The organism is Serratia sp. BNK-4 (assembly GCF_048685115.1).
GTDB classification, from domain to species: Bacteria; Pseudomonadota; Gammaproteobacteria; order Enterobacterales; family Enterobacteriaceae; genus Serratia; species Serratia bockelmannii.
In genome coordinates this window covers 2,572,546-2,591,365 of sequence record NZ_JBLQTM010000001.1, presented here as the reverse complement: position 1 = coordinate 2,591,365, position 18,820 = coordinate 2,572,546, and the positions used below count along the sequence as shown (strand labels likewise).

General features: G+C 56.5%; 19 protein-coding genes. 11 read left to right on the top strand and 8 right to left on the bottom strand.

Annotated elements, in window-relative coordinates:
- Positions 1-28 precede the first annotated feature (28 nt).
- From tsaB to rnd, 4 genes are all read left to right on the top strand, one after another.
- Positions 29-730, top strand: coding sequence for a tRNA (adenosine(37)-N6)-threonylcarbamoyltransferase complex dimerization subunit type 1 TsaB (tsaB, locus tag ACMGGW_RS12480; protein WP_025303116.1), 702 nt, complete (start codon positions 29-31; stop codon positions 728-730).
- A gap of 100 nt (positions 731-830) precedes the next feature.
- The gene (locus ACMGGW_RS12475; protein WP_021503867.1) at positions 831-1,421 is read left to right on the top strand and encodes a Slp family lipoprotein; all 591 of its coding nucleotides are present in this window, start codon (positions 831-833) and stop codon (positions 1,419-1,421) included.
- A gap of 209 nt (positions 1,422-1,630) precedes the next feature.
- Entirely contained in the window at positions 1,631-3,319 is a 1,689-nt protein-coding gene (gene fadD, locus ACMGGW_RS12470; RefSeq protein WP_025303115.1) for a long-chain-fatty-acid--CoA ligase FadD, read from the top strand.
- A gap of 81 nt (positions 3,320-3,400) precedes the next feature.
- Complete coding sequence (gene rnd, locus ACMGGW_RS12465; protein ID WP_025303114.1) at positions 3,401-4,522, top strand: ribonuclease D; 1,122 nt, start codon at positions 3,401-3,403, stop codon at positions 4,520-4,522.
- A gap of 237 nt (positions 4,523-4,759) precedes the next feature.
- On the opposite strand, the gene minE is transcribed toward rnd, so the two are convergent.
- Genes minE through minC form a run of 3 tightly spaced genes read right to left on the bottom strand, consistent with a single transcriptional unit; the run spans position 4,760 to position 6,566 of the window.
- Positions 4,760-5,029, bottom strand: a complete 270-nt coding sequence (gene minE, locus ACMGGW_RS12460) for a cell division topological specificity factor MinE (RefSeq protein ID WP_004932303.1) — start codon at positions 5,027-5,029, stop codon at positions 4,760-4,762.
- Between the two features lie 3 nt (positions 5,030-5,032).
- Positions 5,033-5,845 carry a septum site-determining protein MinD gene (minD, locus tag ACMGGW_RS12455; RefSeq protein WP_016927452.1) on the bottom strand — a complete coding sequence of 271 codons (813 nt, stop codon included), beginning with the start codon at positions 5,843-5,845 and terminating at the stop codon, positions 5,033-5,035.
- 25 nt (positions 5,846-5,870) lie between these two features.
- Positions 5,871-6,566, bottom strand: coding sequence for a septum site-determining protein MinC (gene minC / locus ACMGGW_RS12450; protein WP_025303113.1), 696 nt, complete (start codon positions 6,564-6,566; stop codon positions 5,871-5,873).
- 136 nt (positions 6,567-6,702) lie between these two features.
- Here minC and ACMGGW_RS12445 point away from each other — a divergent pair, with 136 nt between their 5' ends.
- The 4 genes from ACMGGW_RS12445 (at position 6,703) to ACMGGW_RS12430 (ending at position 9,310) form a co-directional block, all read left to right on the top strand.
- Complete coding sequence (locus tag ACMGGW_RS12445; protein ID WP_025303112.1) at positions 6,703-6,975, top strand: YcgL domain-containing protein; 273 nt, start codon at positions 6,703-6,705, stop codon at positions 6,973-6,975.
- Between the two features lie 88 nt (positions 6,976-7,063).
- Entirely contained in the window at positions 7,064-8,026 is a 963-nt protein-coding gene (locus tag ACMGGW_RS12440; RefSeq protein WP_225735592.1) for a lytic murein transglycosylase, read from the top strand.
- 58 nt (positions 8,027-8,084) lie between these two features.
- Positions 8,085-8,741: a fumarylacetoacetate hydrolase family protein gene (locus ACMGGW_RS12435; RefSeq protein WP_004932286.1), complete on the top strand. Its 657-nt coding sequence runs from the start codon at positions 8,085-8,087 to the stop codon at positions 8,739-8,741.
- Between the two features lie 122 nt (positions 8,742-8,863).
- The gene (locus tag ACMGGW_RS12430) at positions 8,864-9,310 is read left to right on the top strand and encodes a YcgN family cysteine cluster protein (protein WP_025303110.1); all 447 of its coding nucleotides are present in this window, start codon (positions 8,864-8,866) and stop codon (positions 9,308-9,310) included.
- Positions 9,311-9,430: 120 nt separating this feature from the next.
- On the opposite strand, the gene ACMGGW_RS12425 is transcribed toward ACMGGW_RS12430, so the two are convergent.
- The 3 genes from ACMGGW_RS12425 to nhaB all read right to left on the bottom strand — a co-directional run bounded on the left by ACMGGW_RS12425 (position 9,431) and on the right by nhaB (position 13,100).
- On the bottom strand, positions 9,431-10,192 hold the full coding sequence (locus tag ACMGGW_RS12425; RefSeq protein ID WP_060447761.1) for an aspartyl/asparaginyl beta-hydroxylase domain-containing protein: 762 nt from the start codon (positions 10,190-10,192) through the stop codon (positions 9,431-9,433).
- A gap of 692 nt (positions 10,193-10,884) precedes the next feature.
- Entirely contained in the window at positions 10,885-11,415 is a 531-nt protein-coding gene (dsbB, locus tag ACMGGW_RS12420; RefSeq protein WP_004932277.1) for a disulfide bond formation protein DsbB, read from the bottom strand.
- A gap of 119 nt (positions 11,416-11,534) precedes the next feature.
- Complete coding sequence (gene nhaB, locus ACMGGW_RS12415; protein WP_025303108.1) at positions 11,535-13,100, bottom strand: sodium/proton antiporter NhaB; 1,566 nt, start codon at positions 13,098-13,100, stop codon at positions 11,535-11,537.
- Between the two features lie 242 nt (positions 13,101-13,342).
- On the opposite strand from nhaB, the gene fadR reads away from it, so the two are divergent.
- Positions 13,343-14,062, top strand: coding sequence for a fatty acid metabolism transcriptional regulator FadR (gene fadR, locus ACMGGW_RS12410; RefSeq protein WP_025303107.1), 720 nt, complete (start codon positions 13,343-13,345; stop codon positions 14,060-14,062).
- A 60-nt stretch (positions 14,063-14,122) separates the two neighbouring features.
- On the opposite strand, the gene ACMGGW_RS12405 is transcribed toward fadR, so the two are convergent.
- Entirely contained in the window at positions 14,123-15,658 is a 1,536-nt protein-coding gene (locus ACMGGW_RS12405; protein WP_025303106.1) for a SpoVR family protein, read from the bottom strand.
- 296 nt (positions 15,659-15,954) lie between these two features.
- Between ACMGGW_RS12405 and zinT the strand changes: the two genes are divergently transcribed.
- Positions 15,955-16,605 (top strand): metal-binding protein ZinT, encoded by a 651-nt coding sequence (gene zinT / locus ACMGGW_RS12400; protein WP_049209186.1) that lies wholly within the window; start codon positions 15,955-15,957, stop codon positions 16,603-16,605.
- A gap of 45 nt (positions 16,606-16,650) precedes the next feature.
- Here the strand turns inward: zinT and ACMGGW_RS12395 are convergent, their stop codons facing one another.
- Complete coding sequence (locus ACMGGW_RS12395) at positions 16,651-16,968, bottom strand: antibiotic biosynthesis monooxygenase family protein (protein WP_025303104.1); 318 nt, start codon at positions 16,966-16,968, stop codon at positions 16,651-16,653.
- A 538-nt stretch (positions 16,969-17,506) separates the two neighbouring features.
- Between ACMGGW_RS12395 and ACMGGW_RS12390 the strand changes: the two genes are divergently transcribed.
- Positions 17,507-18,811: a D-amino acid dehydrogenase gene (locus ACMGGW_RS12390; protein ID WP_167324364.1), complete on the top strand. Its 1,305-nt coding sequence runs from the start codon at positions 17,507-17,509 to the stop codon at positions 18,809-18,811.
- Positions 18,812-18,820: the final 9 nt, after the last annotated feature.

The window sequence follows — 18,820 nt, the reverse complement described above, 5'->3', positions numbered from 1 at the left end:
ACCAGTTTTATTCCCGCCAGAGGTTGGCATGTCCACGCGAATTTTAGCGATCGATACCGCGACGGAAGCCTGTTCCGTCGCCGTCTGGAATCAAGGCGAAATCCACGCCCTGTTTGAGCTGTGCCCACGCGAGCATACGCAACGAATTTTACCTATGGTGCAGCAGGTGCTGGCGGAATCCGGTCTGGCGCTCAACCAGCTCGATGCGCTGGCCTTCGGCCGCGGCCCCGGCAGTTTTACCGGGGTGCGCATCGGCATCGGCATTGCTCAGGGCCTGGCGCTGGGCGCCGATTTGCCGATGATTGGCATTTCCACGCTGCAAACCATGGCGCAGGGCGCCTGGCGCGTCAGCGGCGCGGCGCGCGTGCTGGCAGCGATCGATGCGCGCATGGGGGAAGTCTACTGGGGGCAGTTCGAACGCCAAGTGGACGGCAGCTGGTTGGAAAGCGAAGGCGAGGCGGTGCTGTCGCCGGCGCAGGCGCTCGAGCGTGCACAGCGTCTGCAGGGCGAATGGGCCCACGTCGGCACCGGCTGGCAAACCTATCCCGACCTGGTCAACGGTTCTACGCTGAGCGTGCGTGACGGCCAAATGCTGCTGCCGCAGGCGCAAGACATGCTGCCGCTGGCGCTGCACGCCTGGCAACAGGGGTTGGCGGTGGCGGTGGAAAACGCCGAGCCGACCTATCTGCGCAATGAAGTCACCTGGAAAAAACTGCCGGGCCGCGAGTAATCGCGGCGTATTGTGCTGTTGTTGATGCCGGGCGATGAAGGCCTGCAACTTGAACGACGAAACGCGGTCAAAGTTACAGGCATTTCAGGAGATTGCGACCATGTTAATCCGCACTGCAAGTAAAAAGCTGTCGCTGCTGGCCGTCGCCTGCGGCGCGCTGGTTCTGACCGGGTGCGTCACCGTACCGGATGCGATCAAAGGCTCCAGCCCTTCGCCGGTGACTCAGCTTTCCTCGGTACAAAATGCACCGAACCTGTTTACTGGCGCGGAAGCCCGCTTCGGCGGCACTGTGGTGAACGTCGCCAACGAACAAGGGCGTACGCTGCTGGAGATCGCGGCGGTGCCGCTCGACAGCGGTGCGCGGCCGATACTGGGTGAACCGTCGAACGGCCGCTTGCTGGCCACGGTGAACGGCTTCCTCGAACCGGTCGATTTCAAAGGCCAACTGGTGACCGTCGTCGGCCCTATCACCGGCCTGAAAGAGGGGCGGATCGGCATGACGCCATATCGTTTCGTAACGATGAACGTGACCGGTTTCAAGCGCTGGCATCTGGTGCAGCAGGTGGTGATGCCGCCTGCGCCGATGGGCCCTTGGGGCTGGCGCGGTGGTCCGTGGGGGCCCGGCTGGGGCGCAGGCTATGGCTGGTACAACCCCGGTCCGGCACAGGTGCAAACCATCGTAACCGAGTAGCATACGCTTGATGTGAACATATTTGACAGGGCGGCTCAGGCCGCCCTTTTGCTTTTTGGGATAGGGAATATCCGACAATTAGTGACGTACATCGCAACCTGAATAATGTTTAAAACCCGAACTGGTCTGCTGAGTTAAAATATTGTTATGGTTAGGCTGCGAGTTTGAGGGCTGCGATGATAATTAGTAATGATTTCAGGAGTAATACCTTGGATAAGGTCTGGTTAAAACGGTATCCGGCAGATGTGCCCGCAGAGATTGATGCCGATCGCTATTCGTCGTTGATCGAAATGTTTGAGCATGCCGTGCAGCGTTATGCCGATCAGCCCGCCTTTATCAACATGGGCGAGGTGATGACCTTCCGCAAACTGGAAGAACGCAGCCGGGCTTTCGCGGCTTACCTGCAAAATGAACTGGGCCTGAAGAAGGGCGACCGTGTCGCGCTGATGATGCCTAACCTGTTGCAATACCCCATCGCTCTGTTCGGCATTCTGCGTGCCGGCATGGTGGTGGTCAACGTCAACCCGTTGTATACCCCGCGCGAGCTGGAGCACCAGTTGAACGACAGCGGCGCCAGCGCCATCGTTATCGTTTCCAACTTTGCCCATACGCTGGAAAAAGTGGTGTTCAACACCCAGGTCAAACACGTGATCCTGACGCGCATGGGCGACCAGCTTTCGGCCGCCAAAGGCACGCTGGTTAACTTCGTGGTCAAATACGTCAAGCGCCTGGTGCCCAAATACAACCTGCCGGACGCCATTTCATTCCGCAGCGCGCTGCAACGCGGCCGCCGTCTGCAATATGTAAAACCGGACATCATTAATAGCGATTTGGCTTTCCTGCAATACACCGGCGGTACCACCGGCGTGGCGAAGGGCGCGATGCTGACGCACCGTAACATGCAGGCCAACCTTGAGCAGGCCAAGGCCGCTTATTCCCCGCTGTTCCGTGAAGGGCAGGAACTGGTGGTGACGGCGTTGCCGCTATACCACATTTTCGCGCTGACGGTGAACTGCCTGCTGTTTATCGATCTGGGCGGGCGCAATTTGCTGATCACCAACCCGCGCGATATTCCGGGGCTAGTGAAGGAGCTGGGTAAATATCCGTTCACCGCCATGAGCGGGGTGAATACGCTGTTCAACGCGTTGCTGAACAACGAAGAGTTCCACAAACTCGATTTCTCTACGCTGCGTTTCTCGGTCGGCGGCGGTATGTCGGTGCAAAAAGCGGTGGCCGAGAAGTGGGAGAAAACCACCGGTAAACACCTGCTGGAAGGCTATGGTCTGACCGAGTGCGCGCCGCTGGTGGCCGGTAACCCTTACGATCTGAAACACTACAGCGGCAGCATCGGCCTGCCGGTGCCGTCGACGGACATTCGGTTGGTGGACGACAACGGCCATGACGTGCCGCCGGGCGAACCGGGCGAACTGTGGGTCAAAGGGCCGCAAGTTATGTTAGGCTATTGGCAGCGTCCGGAAGCCACCGATGAAGTGCTTAAAGATGGCTGGCTGGCGACCGGCGATGTGGTGACCGTGGACGATCAGGGATTTGTGCGCATCGTCGACCGCAAGAAAGACATGATCCTGGTCTCGGGTTTCAACGTGTATCCGAACGAGATTGAAGATGTGGTCAGCCAGCACCCGAAAGTGCTGGAATGTGCGGCAATCGGCGTGCCCAGCGAGGCCTCCGGTGAAACGGTGAAGATCTGCGTGGTGAAGAAAGACGCCTCGCTGACCAAGGAAGAGCTGTTGACCCATTGCCGTCGCCACCTGACCGGGTATAAAGTGCCTAAAATTGTTGAGTTCCGCGATGAACTGCCGAAGTCGAACGTCGGCAAGATTTTGCGGCGAGAACTGCGCGATGAGCTAAAAACGCCGAAGCCGGCCGATGCCGCCTAGGTGTCGCTTTCGCGTCTGACTATCAACAACGCCGGTGAATGCCGGCGTTGTTGTGTTTGAATCCTACAAGAGAATGATGTTTTGAATTATCAGTTGATCACTACCGATGCCGGATTGCAGCAGGTCTGCGAGCAGGCGAGAAAGCATGCCCAGATTGCGCTGGACACCGAGTTTGTCAGAACGCGCACCTACTATCCTCAGCTGGGCCTGATCCAGCTCTACGACGGTGAACAACTCTCCCTCATCGATCCTCTGCCGATCAAGCAATGGCAGCCGTTTGTCGACCTGCTGGCCGACACCGCCGTGGTGAAGTTCCTGCATGCCGGCAGTGAAGATCTTGAAGTGTTTCTCAACGCCTTTAAAACGCTGCCGACGCCGATGATCGACACCCAGATCCTGGCGGCCTTTACCGGTCGGCCGCTCTCCTGCGGTTTTGCGACGCTGGTGGCGGAGTACATGAAGGTTGAACTGGACAAGAGCGAGTCGCGTACCGACTGGCTGGCGCGCCCGCTGACCGAAAGACAGTGCGTGTATGCGGCCGCCGACGTGTTCTACCTGCTGCCGATGGCCAAACAGCTGGTGCAGGAGACCGAAGAGGCCGGCTGGACCGCTGCGGCCCATAACGAGTGCCTGCTGCTGTGCCAACGCCGTAGCGAGACGCTGGCGCCGGAAGTGGCCTATCGCGAAATCAGCAATGCCTGGCAGCTGCGCCCGCGTCAGCTCGGCTGTTTGCAGAAGTTGGCAGAATGGCGGTTGCGCCAGGCGCGTGAGCGCGATCTGGCGGTGAACTTCGTGGTGCGTGAGGAGAACCTATGGCAGGTGGCGCGCTATATGCCGTCTTCGCTGGGAGAACTGGATTCTCTGGGGCTGAGCGGGCCGGAGATCCGTTATCACGGCAAAACGCTGCTGGCGCTGGTGGCCGAAGCCGAAGCGCTGGAGGAGTCCGAGTTGCCCGCGCCGTTGGCTAACCTTATCGATCAGCCGGGCTACAAGAAGGTGTTTAAGGACATCAAGGCCGCTATCGCTACCGTCAGCGAGCAAAGCGGGTTGAGCAGCGAGCTGCTGGCATCCCGTCGCCAAATTAACCAATTGTTGAACTGGCATTGGAAACTGAAGGACGGCGAGAGTCGCCCTGAATTAATCAGCGGCTGGCGCGGCGATTTATTAATGGCGCCGTTGCAGGACATCCTGAAAGATTATTAATCGCTGGTTATCACCAGGGCAGGGTAGGGAAACTCTGCTCGGGTGAATATAGGCAGGAAATAATGCGTTGAAGGTAAATCTGGCCAGAATTTACTTTAAACGAGGTGGCGGCAAAGTTAATTGGGAATTGTCCCAAAGGGAAAAATCAATTTTTTGCTGCCGATAATGCTTAATAACTGGATACACATACAGTTACCCCCTGCATAAAATATACAGGGGGTAATTAATGCGTCGCAATCATTTAGCTGCTTCTTCCGATTCCGGTAATGTCACGTTAAGTTCAAGTACCGAAATATCGTCCCCTTTCTGCTCGAACTGCACATGCAGCATTTCAGGATCGATCTGAATGTATTTGCAAATAACCGCCAGAATATCGCGTTTCAGATCAGGCAGATACGGGGGCTCACTGTCCCCGCGACGACGCTCTGCGACGATAATCTGCAGCCGTTCCTTGGCTATATTGGCTGTCTGTTTTTTGCGGGACAGAAAGAAGTCTAATAAGGCCATGGTTTATCCCCCAAAAAGGCGTTTCAGGAAACCCTTCTTCTCTTCTTCAATGAAGCGGAATGGGCGTTCTTCCCCCAACAAGCGGCAAACGGTATCGTCGTACGCCTTACCGGCGTCTGACTCGGCATCCAGAATGACAGGCTCACCCTGGTTGGAAGCGCGCAGCACGGACTGGTCTTCCGGGATCACACCCACCAGCGGAATGCGCAGAATTTCAAGCACGTCTTCCATGCTCAGCATGTCGCCACGGCTGACGCGGCCCGGGTTGTAACGGGTCAGCAGCAGGTGTTCCTTGATTGGCGATTCGCCTTTCTCGGCGCGGCGTGACTTGGAAGAGAGGATACCCAGGATACGGTCAGAGTCGCGTACCGAAGACACTTCCGGGTTGGTGGTGATGATAGCTTCGTCGGCGAAATACAGCGCCATCAGCGCACCGGTTTCGATACCGGCCGGTGAATCGCACACCACGAAGTCAAAATCCATCTCGCCGAGATCGTTGAGGATTTTTTCAACGCCTTCGCGGGTCAACGCGTCTTTGTCGCGCGTCTGCGAAGCCGGCAGGATATAGAGGTTTTCAGTGCGTTTGTCTTTGATCAACGCCTGATTCAGCGTGGCATCGCCCTGAATCACGTTCACGAAATCATACACTACCCGACGTTCGCAGCCCATAATCAGGTCAAGATTACGCAGGCCGATATCGAAATCGATCACGACGGTTTTCTTGCCTTTCTGGGCCAGGCCGGTAGCGATGGCCGCGCTCGAAGTGGTCTTGCCAACGCCCCCTTTACCCGATGTAACAACAATAATGCGTGCCATGAAATGGATTCCTTGTCAAAAGGGCTTAATTTAAAGGTTGTATGGTTAAAGCGTTATCCAACAGGCTGAGTCGTACGGCCTGCCCGACGTAATCGGACGGGATTTGGTCGCTCAACCAGTACTGCCCTGCGATAGAGACTAGCTCAGCCGCCAGGTGGGTGCAAAAAATCTGACATTGCGTGTCGCCTGACGCGCCTGCCAGTGCGCGACCGCGCATCATGCCGTAGACATGAATATTGCCATCGGCAATCAATTCGGCGCCGGCGCTGACGCTGCTGGTCACGATAAGATCGCAGTTGCGGGCGTAAATCTGTTGGCCGGAACGGACAGGCGTACTGATGATGCGCGTTTTGGCGGGGGCGTTATCCGCCACCACGGGCGCAGGTGCAGGCTCCGGCGCAGCCATCTTCTGGCCTTTGCCTTCGCTCAGCAGCGGCAGCCCGGCACGGGCTATCGCGCGCTTTTGACGCTCATCTCTGCAACCGCTGATACCCACAACGCGCAGGCCTGCTGCCGCGACAGCCTGTTGAAGTTCTTTCCAGTTCGCATCGCCTTCCAGCGTTGCGACGTTGATAACAACAGGGGCGTTTTTCAGAAAAGCGGGCGCTTGCTCAACTTTTTCCTGTAACGCCTGACGTATTACCTCGGGCTGTGAATTATGCAAATGAACAACCGATAGGGTAAAACTGCTGCCTTTTAGCTCAATTGGCGATTGTGACATCTATCCTGACTCAGTCTCAGCAACTTTAAATCCCCGGAATACCACTCGGGGTGCGATATTCCGATGTACTATAAGCATGTTATAGTCAGAGTTATATCCAGGCAAGACGCTCCCTCAATTAAATAGAGTTAAAAAAATGCTTTGTGTGATCTATAGAAGCCCGAAACGCGATCAAACTTATCTTTATGTCGAAAAAAAAGACGATTTCTCTCGTGTGCCGGAAGCGCTGCTGAAAAGTTTCGGTGTACCGCAATTCGCCATGATGCTGTCGCTCGATGAGCGCAAGAAATTGGCCTCGGCGGATATCGAAAAGGTGAAGCAGGCGTTGAAAGACGAAGGCTATTACCTGCAGTTCCCGCCGCCGGTAGAAAACCTGCTCAACCAGCATCTGGCGGGCGACAAGGCCTGAGACAGTGGCCACGGCCAGGGGAGGCGCGATGACACCTTCGGCAAGAAGAATTGTATTGGCCGCCTGGCTGACGTTGGGCGGGGTGCTGATGCCGGGCGCAGCGCAGGCGGCGCAGGAGACGACGCTGGCGACGAGCGGCCGGGATCCGGCGCAGTTCCCGGCGTATGTCGAACAGCTCAAGCGCCGGGCGCGGGAGCAGGGCATCAGTCAGGCCACCCTCGACCGCGCCTTTGCGCAAATCCATTTCGTCGATCGGGTGATCAAGGCCGATCGCAATCAGCCGGAGCAGAAGGTAACCCTGGACGACTATCTGCGGCGGGTGATGACGCCCGTTAAAGTGCGCCAGGGGCGCGAACTGTACCGGCAGCGCCACGCGCAATGGACGCGCGCCGGCGAGCGCTACCGGGTGCCGGGGCGCTATATCATCGCGCTGTGGGGCATGGAGAGCGCCTACGGCAAGATTCAGGGGCGGGAAGATGTGGTGTCCGCGCTGGCGACGCTGGCGTTTGAAGGGCGCCGCGAAGCCTTTTTCAGCCAGGAGCTGATGGCGGCACTGCAGATAGTCGAGCAGGGGCACGTCGGCGATACACCGCTGAAAGGTTCCTGGGCCGGCGCGATGGGGCAATGCCAGTTTATGCCGAGCTCTTTCCTGCGCTATGCGGCGGACGGTGACGGTGACGGGCGCATCGATATCTGGAACAACATTGATGATGTCTTCGCGTCTACGGCCAGTTATTTGTCCAAAGAGGGCTGGCAGCCCGGCATCGGCTGGGGGCGTGAGGTCAAACTGCCCGCCGGTTTCAATCGGGCCGAGCTGGGGTTGAAAGACGCGCAAGCGCGCAGCGTCAACGCCTGGCAACAACGCGGGGTACGTCGTGCGGATGGCAGTGCGTTGCCGCATGCCGTTCAGCGCGGTTGGATCATTGCGCCGGATGATCTGCAGGGCCGGACGTTCCTGGTCTATGATAATTTCCGCACCCTCATGCACTGGAATCGCTCTTACTATTTCGCTATCGCCGTGGGTATGATGGCGGACGCGATCGGACATTGATCCGGCACACCAATAATCGGCTTGGCGCGCCAAGCCTCTACAGTTTGGGAGAAGCGGTATGTATCAACATAGAGACTGGCAGGGTTCGCTGCTCGATTTCCCGGTGAACAAGGTGGTTTGCGTCGGCAGTAACTATGCCGATCACATCAAGGAAATGGGCAGCGCGGTTTCCGTCGAGCCGGTGGTATTCATCAAACCGGAAACGGCGCTGTGCGATATTCGTCAGCCGGTGGCCATCCCCAAAGAGTTCGGTGCGGTGCATCATGAGGTGGAGCTGGCGGTACTGATCGGCACGCCGTTGAAACAGGCCAACGAAGACCGCGTTGCGCGGGCGATCGCCGGCTACGGTGTGGCGCTCGATCTGACGTTGCGCGATTTGCAGGCGGGCTTTAAAAAAGCCGGCCAACCGTGGGAAAAGGCCAAGGCCTTCGACGGTTCCTGCCCGATGTCGGGGTTTATTCCGGTGGCGGAATTCGGCGATCCGCAAAACGCCGAGCTGTCGTTGACCGTCAACGATCAACTGCGCCAGCAGGGCAATACGCGCGACATGATCACGCCGATCCTGCCGCTAATCAGCTATATGAGCCGTTTCTTCACGCTGCGCGCCGGCGACATCATCCTGACCGGCACGCCGCAGGGCGTGGGCCCGATGGCTTCCGGCGACATGCTGAAAATCAGCCTGAACGGCAAAACGCTCAGCACCCGGGTGATCTGATTTCTCCTTGCCGCCGGCGGTGTCGGCGGCAAAGCTTGCATCTTGTGGCTAAAATGTCTATATAGTCCCCCCTCGAACCTGTGCGCAGGTGACTTATCCATTTACCGAAACCGGACGCTAACATGTCACAACTCGCTTTTTGGCAACAGAAAACGCTGGCGGAAATGTCAGAACAAGAGTGGGAATCGCTGTGCGACGGGTGCGGGCAATGCTGTTTGAATAAGCTGATCGACGAAGATACCGACGAGATTTATTTTACCAACGTAGCCTGCAACCAGCTCAACATCAAATCCTGCCAATGCCGTAACTATGAGCGGCGCTTCGAGCTGGAAGAAGACTGCATCAAACTGACGCGCGAGAACCTCACCACCTTTGAGTGGTTGCCACCGACCTGCGCCTATCGCCTGATCGGTGAAGGCAAGCCGCTGTTCCCCTGGCATCCGCTGCTGAGCGGTTCCAAGGCGGCAATGCACGGCGAGCGCATTACGGTGCGGCATATCGCGGTGCGTGAAAGCGAGGTGGTGGACTGGCAGGACCATATCCTTAACAAGCCGGACTGGGCCAGATAAAGGCGGGCGCCTGCAGAGCAATACGCGTTTTCATGCAAGAGGGCGGCGTGTTCAGACATGCCGCCCTCTGCGTTATTGAGCTAACCAACGGGTGTGGGGCTCATGGCATAAGCCGCCATTTCACGCTTTTTTGTCGCGGCGATGCCAGTTAGCCAGATTTTTCAGCGGCTGCTTCACATACGGGCTGGCCTTGATCAGGCTGAACAGCAGTTTATTCACCGCCGTACCTACTTTGTCCATTGGCCGGTCGATATCGAGAAACAGCACAGCGCGCAGTTCGTCGGTATCATTGCGAACCTCGTGTTCGTAGGAATCATCAAACAAAATCACCTTGCCTTCATCCCAGTGCAGAATTTGGTCGTCAACGCGGATCCAGAGCTTTTCCCGATCCTTTGGCACGATTAATCCCAAATGCGCGCGCACCACGGCACGAGTCGGGCCTTTGTGGGGGACGATGTGATAGTGCGGCTTAAGGATCGAAAACATGGCGGTGCGCATGCCGGGGATCTCGCTGACCGCCTGTGCGGTCTGCGGGCAAATGGCGCAGTTCTCATCAACCCGCTGCCCGTAGACAAACAGCCCGAAGGTTTTCCAATTATCCCCTTTGGAGATGCGTTGCTGATCCGGTGATATTTGGTGGAACGCGGGGATATCCTCCGGGTGCTCCAGCAACCGATCCAACTCCTCGCGAATGGCAGGCCAACGGGCTTCCAGCGCCGTGACCCAATTAAATTCATGATTACCGATCCGCGGTGTGGTGGAGATCAGCGAATGGCGAGTCTGAAAATCGCCGTTCCAGCGCAGGAATGTTTTCCCTGCTTTGAGCAGCATGCGCCGCAGGAACGGGCGCTGAGACGAAGGGGGCAATGTGGTATCCGGCATAGTATCGTGTCCTTGATGTCATATGATGTGCAGTAGTCAGCCAAAGCCTGGCTCACAGGAAGAAAGGGTGAAAGTCAACACGTCATTCAGCATAGGGAAAGCATCGCGAACGATTTTAATCTTTAATGCGCGAATGGCGTTGATGCTTGGTGCCGGATAGAGGGAAATTCCAACAATTTATTTAAGGCGGGTAAGGGGTTGCGTGATGGGGGATAGGGGGAAAAAAGCCCCTGCAAAGATGAGGGGCAAGACACACAACAACACCAGGGAAATCGGTAGTACTCACGTTGCCGATACTATAAGGATTTTATGGGTAAACTTCACCAAAATATTGTGCTCTGAATGTGACAAAGGCGCAGTCGTTCATAAGTAACGGTAATTTATTGATGCTCGAAGGTTGAAAGGAAGGGCCGGTTTTAGCCGCAGGTATTGCAGAAGTTTAATGTTATGTAAATTACGTGCTGAACTGAGCCGGGATGCTTCTTTTTAAACGATAAGTTGGGTAATTTGGCCGCTCTCCCGCAAGTTCGAGAGCATAACAATGAAAATGGTCCGTCTGTTTGCCGTAGCTGGAGCGCTAATCGTGCTCGTTTACTTCCTTACACATACCTGAAATGGGGTTATCTCTGAATTTGACAGTAATACCCTAAAAAAACGGCGCCTGGTGGCGCCGTTTTTTGTTTGTCTGCCGTTCAGCGGCCGAACAGATCGCGGCGGCGTGGGCGGACAAACTGTGCGATCAGTACAATCAGCGCCACCAGCAGATAGGCGCCGAAGATACCAACCAGCCATTGTGGCATTTCCAGCGTCAGGAACTGCCATTGACGCACGGAACAGTCACCGGAAGCGTGGAACACCGCCGGCAGCCATTTGTCCAGCGGCAGCCAGGACGGGAAGCTGACAAAGAAATCGCAGGTATTGAATGGCGAAGGATGCAACTGGATCATGGTGTGCTTCCACGCCAGCTGTACGCCTTCCCAGGCGCTGTAGATCCACAGCAAGATCGCCGCGTAGCGCAGCGGGGTTTTCGGCGCGATAGCGCCTACCAACGAGGCGCCGAGGATGCCGAATAGCGCGCAACGCTCGTAAATGCACATCACGCACGGCTGCAGCAGCATAACGTGCTGGAAATAGAGCGCGACCAGTTCCAACACCAACGCTGTCAGGGCCATCAGCAGCCAGGCGCCGCGTCCTTGTGAACAGCGGTTAAAGAATTGCAACATATCTAGATTCTTCCATGCAGTAAGCAATTGAACCGGCAGTGTAAACCAATTCCCCCTCGCTGCCAGCCACTTGGGCCGGTTTCAGCGTAAAAATATCGGTTCACCCTGCCGGCGCCGTCTCAGTGGCTGACGGTGTCGATGGGCGGCAGCGTCAGCCAATGCCACTGCGTCAACAGCTCGGTCGCCGGCTCCAAAGTGAACTGGACGCACAGCAGGCCAACTACCGTCAACACCACCGTATAAGGCAGGGCCATCCAGACCATGCGGCCATACGACAGACGCACCAGCGGCGCCAATGCCGACGTCAGCAGGAACAGAAACGCCGCCTGCCCATTAGGGGTGGCGACCGAGGGCAGGTTGGTGCCGGTATTGATGGCGACCGCCAGCAGCTCGAACTGCTTCAGCCCGATCGCGCCGGTTTCCAGCGCGGTGCGCGCCTCGTTGATGTAAACGGTGCCGACGAACACGTTGTCGGAAACCGACGACAGCAGGCCGTTGAACAGGTAGAACAGCGAAAGCTGAGAGGAGGGCTCGGCGCGCAGCACAAACTGGATCACCGGGCTGAACAGGTGCTGTTCGATGATCACTGCGACCACGGTGAAGAACACCGTCAGCAGAGCGGTGAATGGCAGCGCTTCCTGGAACGCTTTGCCGATGGCGTGCTCGTCGTTCACGCCGCACAGGGAGGTGGCGAGAACGATGACCGACAGGCCGATCAGCCCAACTTCTGCCAGATGGAAGGCCAACGCCAGCACCAGCCAAACGCCGATCAGCGCCTGCATCACCAATTTAAGCCGTTCTTGTTTGCTACGGCCTGCGCTGGCCTTGCGGTCATACTCTTTCAGCACGTCGCGCACCGCTCCCGGCAATTGCGCGCCGTAGCCAAACAGGCGAAAACGTTCTACCAGCCAACACACCAGCAGGCCGCACACCAACACCGGCAGCGTGACCGGCGCCATACGCAGGAAGAAATCGATAAAACCCCAGCCCGCGTTTTTGGCGATAATCAGGTTTTGCGGCTCGCCCACCATGGTCATGACCCCGCCGAGCGCGGTGCCGACGCCGGCGTGCATCAGCAGGCTGCGCAGAAAGGCGCGGAATTGCTCCAGCGTCTGTTTGCGCTCTTCGCCGGTAAAATCACTGTCATCGCCAATGTCGCCGTCAGGGCGGTTTGACGTCACGTTGTGATAGATGGAATAGAAACCGGTGGCCACGCTGATCACTACCGCCACGACCGTCAGCGCGTCGAGGAAGGCAGAAAGGAAGGCGGCGGCCAGGCAAAACGCCAGCGACAGCAGCGTTTTCGAACGGATGTTGAGCAGCAGCTTGGTGAACACGAACAGCAGCAGCTGCTTCATAAAGTAGATGCCTGCCACCATAAAGATCAGCAGCAGCAACACTTCCAGATTATGTTCGATTTCCTGCGAAACCTGCGCCGGGCTGGTCATGCCGATGGCCACGGCCTCTAGCGCCAGCAGGCCGCCCGGCAGCAGCGGGTAGCATTTCAGCGCCATCGCCAGGGTAAAGATGAACTCGACCACCAGCAGCCAACCCGCAATAAACGGGCTGGCGAAAAAGAACACCAGGGGGTTGATCGCCAGAAAAATGAGAATGGTCAGTTTGTACCAGTCGGGAGATTGCCCCAGAAAATTTTTGAGCAGGGCGCTGCGCAGGGTTGTTTCCATTGTCCTCTATGCATCCTTAATCAGTCGTAGCACGTACCCTAACAATGCGGTGGGGGCGTGTGCAACCGGAGCTTGTTTTACGGCGGCAAATTTCCTTCGGCCGGTGTTTTTGCGCGTTTTTTGCCACTTTATGCACACTTTCGTTTATTGTTTTTCGCTCACGCTATGTCATGTCAGCACGATCTGGTATGATGAGCTGATTACTTTTACTGATTTTATCGTCGCAACGGAACGTCAAACACATGGTCATAAAGGCGCAGAGTCCTGCCGGTTTCGCGGAAGAGTACATTATTGAGAGTATTTGGAATAATCGCTTCCCCCCTGGCTCTATTTTGCCCGCGGAGCGTGAGCTTTCGGAGTTGATTGGCGTCACGCGCACTACGTTACGTGAAGTGTTGCAACGTCTGGCCCGCGATGGTTGGTTGACCATTCAGCATGGCAAACCGACCAAAGTGAACAATTTCTGGGAAACGTCCGGCCTCAATATCCTTGAGACCGTAGCCCGTCTCGATCACAAAAGCGTCCCGCAGCTGATCGATAACCTGCTGTCCGTGCGCACCAATATCGCGTCGATCTTTATTCGCGCCGCGGTGCGCAATCATCCGGAACAGGCCCAGGAAGTGCTGGCGAAAGCCGCCGAGGTAGAAGATCAGGCAGACGCGTTCAATCTGCTCGATTACGAGATCTTCCGTGGTTTGGCGTTCGCTTCTGGCAACCCGATCTACGGCTTGATTTTCAACGGCCTGAAAGGGCTGTACACCCGCGTGGGCCGTTACTACTTCTCCAACCCGGAAGCGCGCAAGCTGGCGCTGACCTTCTACAGCAAGCTGTCCACGCTGTGCCATGAGAAGCTGTACGACCAGGTGATGGACACCGTGCGCAACTACGGTAAAGACAGCGGGGCGATTTGGCAGAGCATGCAGGGCACCATGCCGAGCGATCTGACCGAAGCGCGTCGCTGATTGCGTATTAATGAAATTAAGAAAGGGCGCCATTTTGGCGCCCTTTGTCGTTATGGCGGATTACAGCGGCGTTGGTCGCGGCGGGCACCGATCGAGCAGCTCCACGCTGCCGTCTTCGTTTTGCTGTTCTAGGATCACGTCGAAGCCCCACAGGCGGTGCAGGTGCTTCAACACGTCGCGACGGCTTTTATCCAACGGCGCACGCTCCTGTGGGATATAACGCAATGTTAGCGAGCGGTCGCCGCGCAGGTCCACGTTCCAGATCTGAATGTTCGGCTCGTGATTGCTCAGGTTGTATTGTGCAGACAGCTCCTGACGGATCGCCCGGTAGCCGGCCTCATTGTGGATCGCGGCAATTTCCAGATAGTTGTTGCGATCGTCGTCCAGCACGGTGAACAAGCGGAAGTCGCGCATCACTTTGGGCGACAGGAACTGGCTGATAAAGCTCTCGTCCTTGAAGTCGCGCATGGCGAAGTGCAGTGTCTCCAACCAGTCTTTTCCGGCGATGTCCGGGAACCAGTAGCGGTCTTCCTCGGTCGGTGATTGGCAGATGCGCTTGATGTCCTGGAACATGGCGAAGCCCAGTGCATAAGGGTTGATGCCGTTATAGTACGGGCTGTTGTAAGGCGGCTGATACACCACGTTGGTGTGGCTGTGTAAAAACTCCAGCATAAACCGCTCGGTCACACGGCCCTCGTCGTACAAATGGTTGAGGATGGTGTAGTGCCAGAAGGTGGCCCAGCCCTCGTTCATCACCTGAGTCTGTTTTTGCGGGTAGAAATACTGGCTGACTTTGCGCACGATGCGTAACACCTCACGCTGCCAAGGTTCCAGTAGCGGTGCGTTCTTCTCGATAAAATAGAGGATATTTTCCTGCGGTTCGCTTGGATAGCGACGAGCCTGCTCCGGCGACTCTTCGCGCTCGACGCGTGGCAGGGTCTTCCACAGCGTGTTCACCTGGCTTTGCAGATATTCTTCGCGGCTTTTCTGGCGCGCTTTCTCTTCCACCAAGGAGATTTTCTGCGGGCGTTTGTACCTGTCGACGCCGTAGCTCATCAGTGCGTGGCAGGAGTCCAGCAACCGTTCCACTTCTTCTACGCCGTAGCGTTCTTCGCACTGGCTGATGTAGTGACGGGCGAACAACAGATAATCGACGATGGAACTGGCGTCGGTCCAGCTGCGGAACAGATAGTTATTCTTGAAGAACGAGTTGTGGCCATAGCAGGCGTGTGCCATCACCAGCGCCTGCATGGTGATGGTGTTCTCCTCCATCAGGTAGGCGATGCAGGGATTGGAGTTGATGACGATTTCATACGCCAGCCCTTGCTGGCCCTGTTTGTAGCGCTGTTCGGTTTCGATGAACTTCTTGCCGAAGGACCAATGGGTATAGTTGATCGGCATGCCGACGCTCGAATAGGCGTCCATCATCTGCTCGGAGGTGATCACCTCGATCTGATGGGGGTAGGTGTCGAGCCGGTAATGCTTGGCGACGCGGTCGATCTGCTCCAAATACACCTGCAGCAGTTCGAACGTCCAGTCCGGTCCATCGCTCAGACGTTTATCATCCTTAACCTTTTCATGTGTTGAAGTAGTCATCAGCGCACCCTCATTATTCACGGGTCTTGCTCAAACGGCAGACCCTGTAACAAGCATAGTTCAAGTCATAATTAATCATTGCAAATCAGTGAAATAAAAATGCCGGTACGCAAAGGCGCGAACGGCGCTCAATTCGACGCCCGTCCTGGCAGAAGGCGGCACAGCACCGCGCGTCTTCTCCGAGTATAGCCCTGCGGCAAGGGCGTGCAACACATGCCTGTTGTACGACAGGGATTGAAAATTGTTATGTTATATTGTAACTTTTAATTTTCTCAATAACGGACAAGGAGCGCATTTTGGCGAGGCATTTTGGCAAAGTGGCGGTGGCGCTGGCAGCGCTGTTTATCAGCGGGCAGGCGTTTGCCCACGGGCATCATTCACATGGCAAGCCGCTGACGGAAGTGGAAAAAAAGGCCGAGGCGGGCGTGTTCGACGATAAGGACGTCAAAGATCGCGACCTGGCGGATTGGGAGGGTGTGTGGCAATCCGTGTACCCTTACCTGCTCAATGGGGATCTCGATCCGGTGTTCAAGAAGAAAGCGGCGCAGGATAAGAGCAAGACCTTCGCAGAAGTGAAGGCGTATTACCGTAAAGGGTACGCCACCGATGTGGATATTATCGGCATTGAAAACGGCGTCATGGAGTTTCACCGCGGCGACCAAGCCAGCGCTTGTCAGTATAAGTACGCCGGGCATAAGATCCTGACCTATGTCTCTGGTAAAAAGGGCGTGCGTTATCTGTTCGAATGCCAGGAAGCCGGCAGCCTGGCGCCGAAATTCGTGCAGTTCAGCGATCACATTATCGGCCCGCGCAAATCGGCGCATTTCCATATCTTCATGGGCAACACCTCGCAGGAAGCGTTGCTGAAAGAAATGGATAATTGGCCGACTTACTACCCATTCCAACTGCAGACCAAAGAAGTCGTGGACGAGATGCTGCATCATTGATGCCCCCGCTCCCGCGACCCCAAGCCCGCTTAGGTGGGCTTGTCCTCAGTCAAACGGTCTGACTTGCAGATAATCGTCCGTCACTTCCATTTCAAACAGCGTTTTATCCGCCAGCAAGGTCGCACGCATTCGTTCCCGGGCTTGCCGGTAGCGTTCATCCAACTGAATATCACCGGCGCTTTCCCATGCGACTCGGCTTGGCCATTGCGCATAGCCGATAAACTGCCCGCTCACATCCTGATGCAGGCGCGAGCCCAGGCTGCCGCGCTGCAGATAGATACCTTGGGTCAATTCAAGCCAGGCCTGGCGAAAGGCGTGTTCGTGCCCGGTTTTGACTGAAAATTGGTAGATGGCGATGAACATAAGGCGTTCTCCACGATAGCGACAGTGTGAACTTTAGGCGTTGCTTCTGGCGTTAACGTTCATATCGTGCTGCAGCGTTAATGTAAACGGGCGGGCTAAGGGCTCGGGTGTTTTATTCCAGCACTGAAAGCAAGGTTAACGGTAGCTGTAATTTTACGCGATTTTTCTGCTGCGGAGGGAGGGGGCTCTCTTTGTTTGTTATGTTGGAATTTTTTATTTTATTGGTTTTTTATTCTGCTTATGTATTGGCTGGTATTTTTATATTCTGTTAAATCAATGTTGCTTATTACGCCTTTTTTGATTGCTATCATTGATAGCGTTGCTATCTATTCAGCGGCGGTTTGACGCCATAGGCCCCTCTAAACCGCATCTTATCGCTATTTTCAGGTGGCTATTGCAAATGCATGACCTATCGACGATAAATTAATTGTGAATATTGTCACGTTTGATGACGAAGTTGTTGGACGGATTTTTTCACTGAGTTAATTTCCTGTGAGCAGAAGATTATGCTTTGTGAAGCCTTAGGCTGGAGTCAGCGATGCGAGTGGTAATTTTAGGTAGTGGAGTGGTGGGCGTAGCCAGTGCCTGGTATTTGGCGAAGGCGGGGCATGAGGTGACGGTGATCGATCGTCAGCCAGGCCCCGCACTGGAAACCAGCGCTGCGAACGCTGGGCAGATCTCACCGGGCTATGCCGCACCCTGGGCGGCGCCGGGCGTGCCGCTTAAGGCCATCAAGTGGATGTTCCAGCGCCATGCGCCGCTGGCCATCCGTTTCGATGGCAGCAGCTTCCAGCTCAACTGGATGTGGCAGATGCTGAAAAACTGCAACACCGAACACTACATGACCAACAAAGGCCGCATGGTACGTCTGGCGGAATACAGCCGCGATTGTATCAAGGCGCTGCGTCAGGAAACCGGTATCCAGTACGAAGGTCGCCAGGGCGGCACGCTGCAGCTGTTCCGCACTCAACAACAGTTCGAAAACGCCGCGAAAGACATTGCGGTATTGGAAGATGCCGGCGTGCCTTACCGATTGCTGGAAGCCGGCCAACTCGGTAGCGTCGAGCCGGCGTTGGCGCAGGTGGCGCACAAGCTGACCGGCGGCCTGCAGTTGCCGAACGACGAGACCGGCGATTGCCAGCTGTTTACGCAACAGTTGGCGAAGATGGCAGAGCAGGCGGGCGTAACCTTCCTGTTCAACCGCGGCGTCGATCGTCTGCTGGTTGAAGGCGACAAGATCGCCGGCGTCCAGTGCGGCGAGGAAGTGTTTAAGGCCGACAGCTATGTGGTGGCGTTCGGCTCGTACTCCACGGCGCTGCTGCGCGGCCTGGTGTCCATTCCGGTTTACCCGCTGAAGGGCTATTCGTTGACCATTCCTATCACCGACGAAGCGGCGGCGCCGTTCTCTACGGTATTGGATGAGACGTATAAAATCGCCATCACGCGTTTTGACCAGCGCATTCGCGTCGGCGGCATGGCGGAGATCGTCGGTTTCAATACCCAGCTGGAGCAAAAACGGCGCGAAACGCTGGAGATGGTGGTGCGCGATCTCTACCCGAACGGCGGCAGAGTGGAAGAGGCGACGTTCTGGACCGGCCTGCGGCCGATGACGCCGGACGGCACGCCAATTGTCGGCCGCACTTCGCTGAAGAACCTGTATCTCAATACCGGGCATGGCACGTTGGGCTGGACGATGGCCTGCGGCTCCGGGCAGTTGTTGTCCGATCTGATGTCCGGCATTACGCCGGCGATCCCTTCCGATGACCTGGCGGTGGCGCGTTACAGCGCCGGGTTTCGCCAGCAACACGCGGTTCCGCTGAACGACGTGCATCCCGCACGTTAATCGTCGACG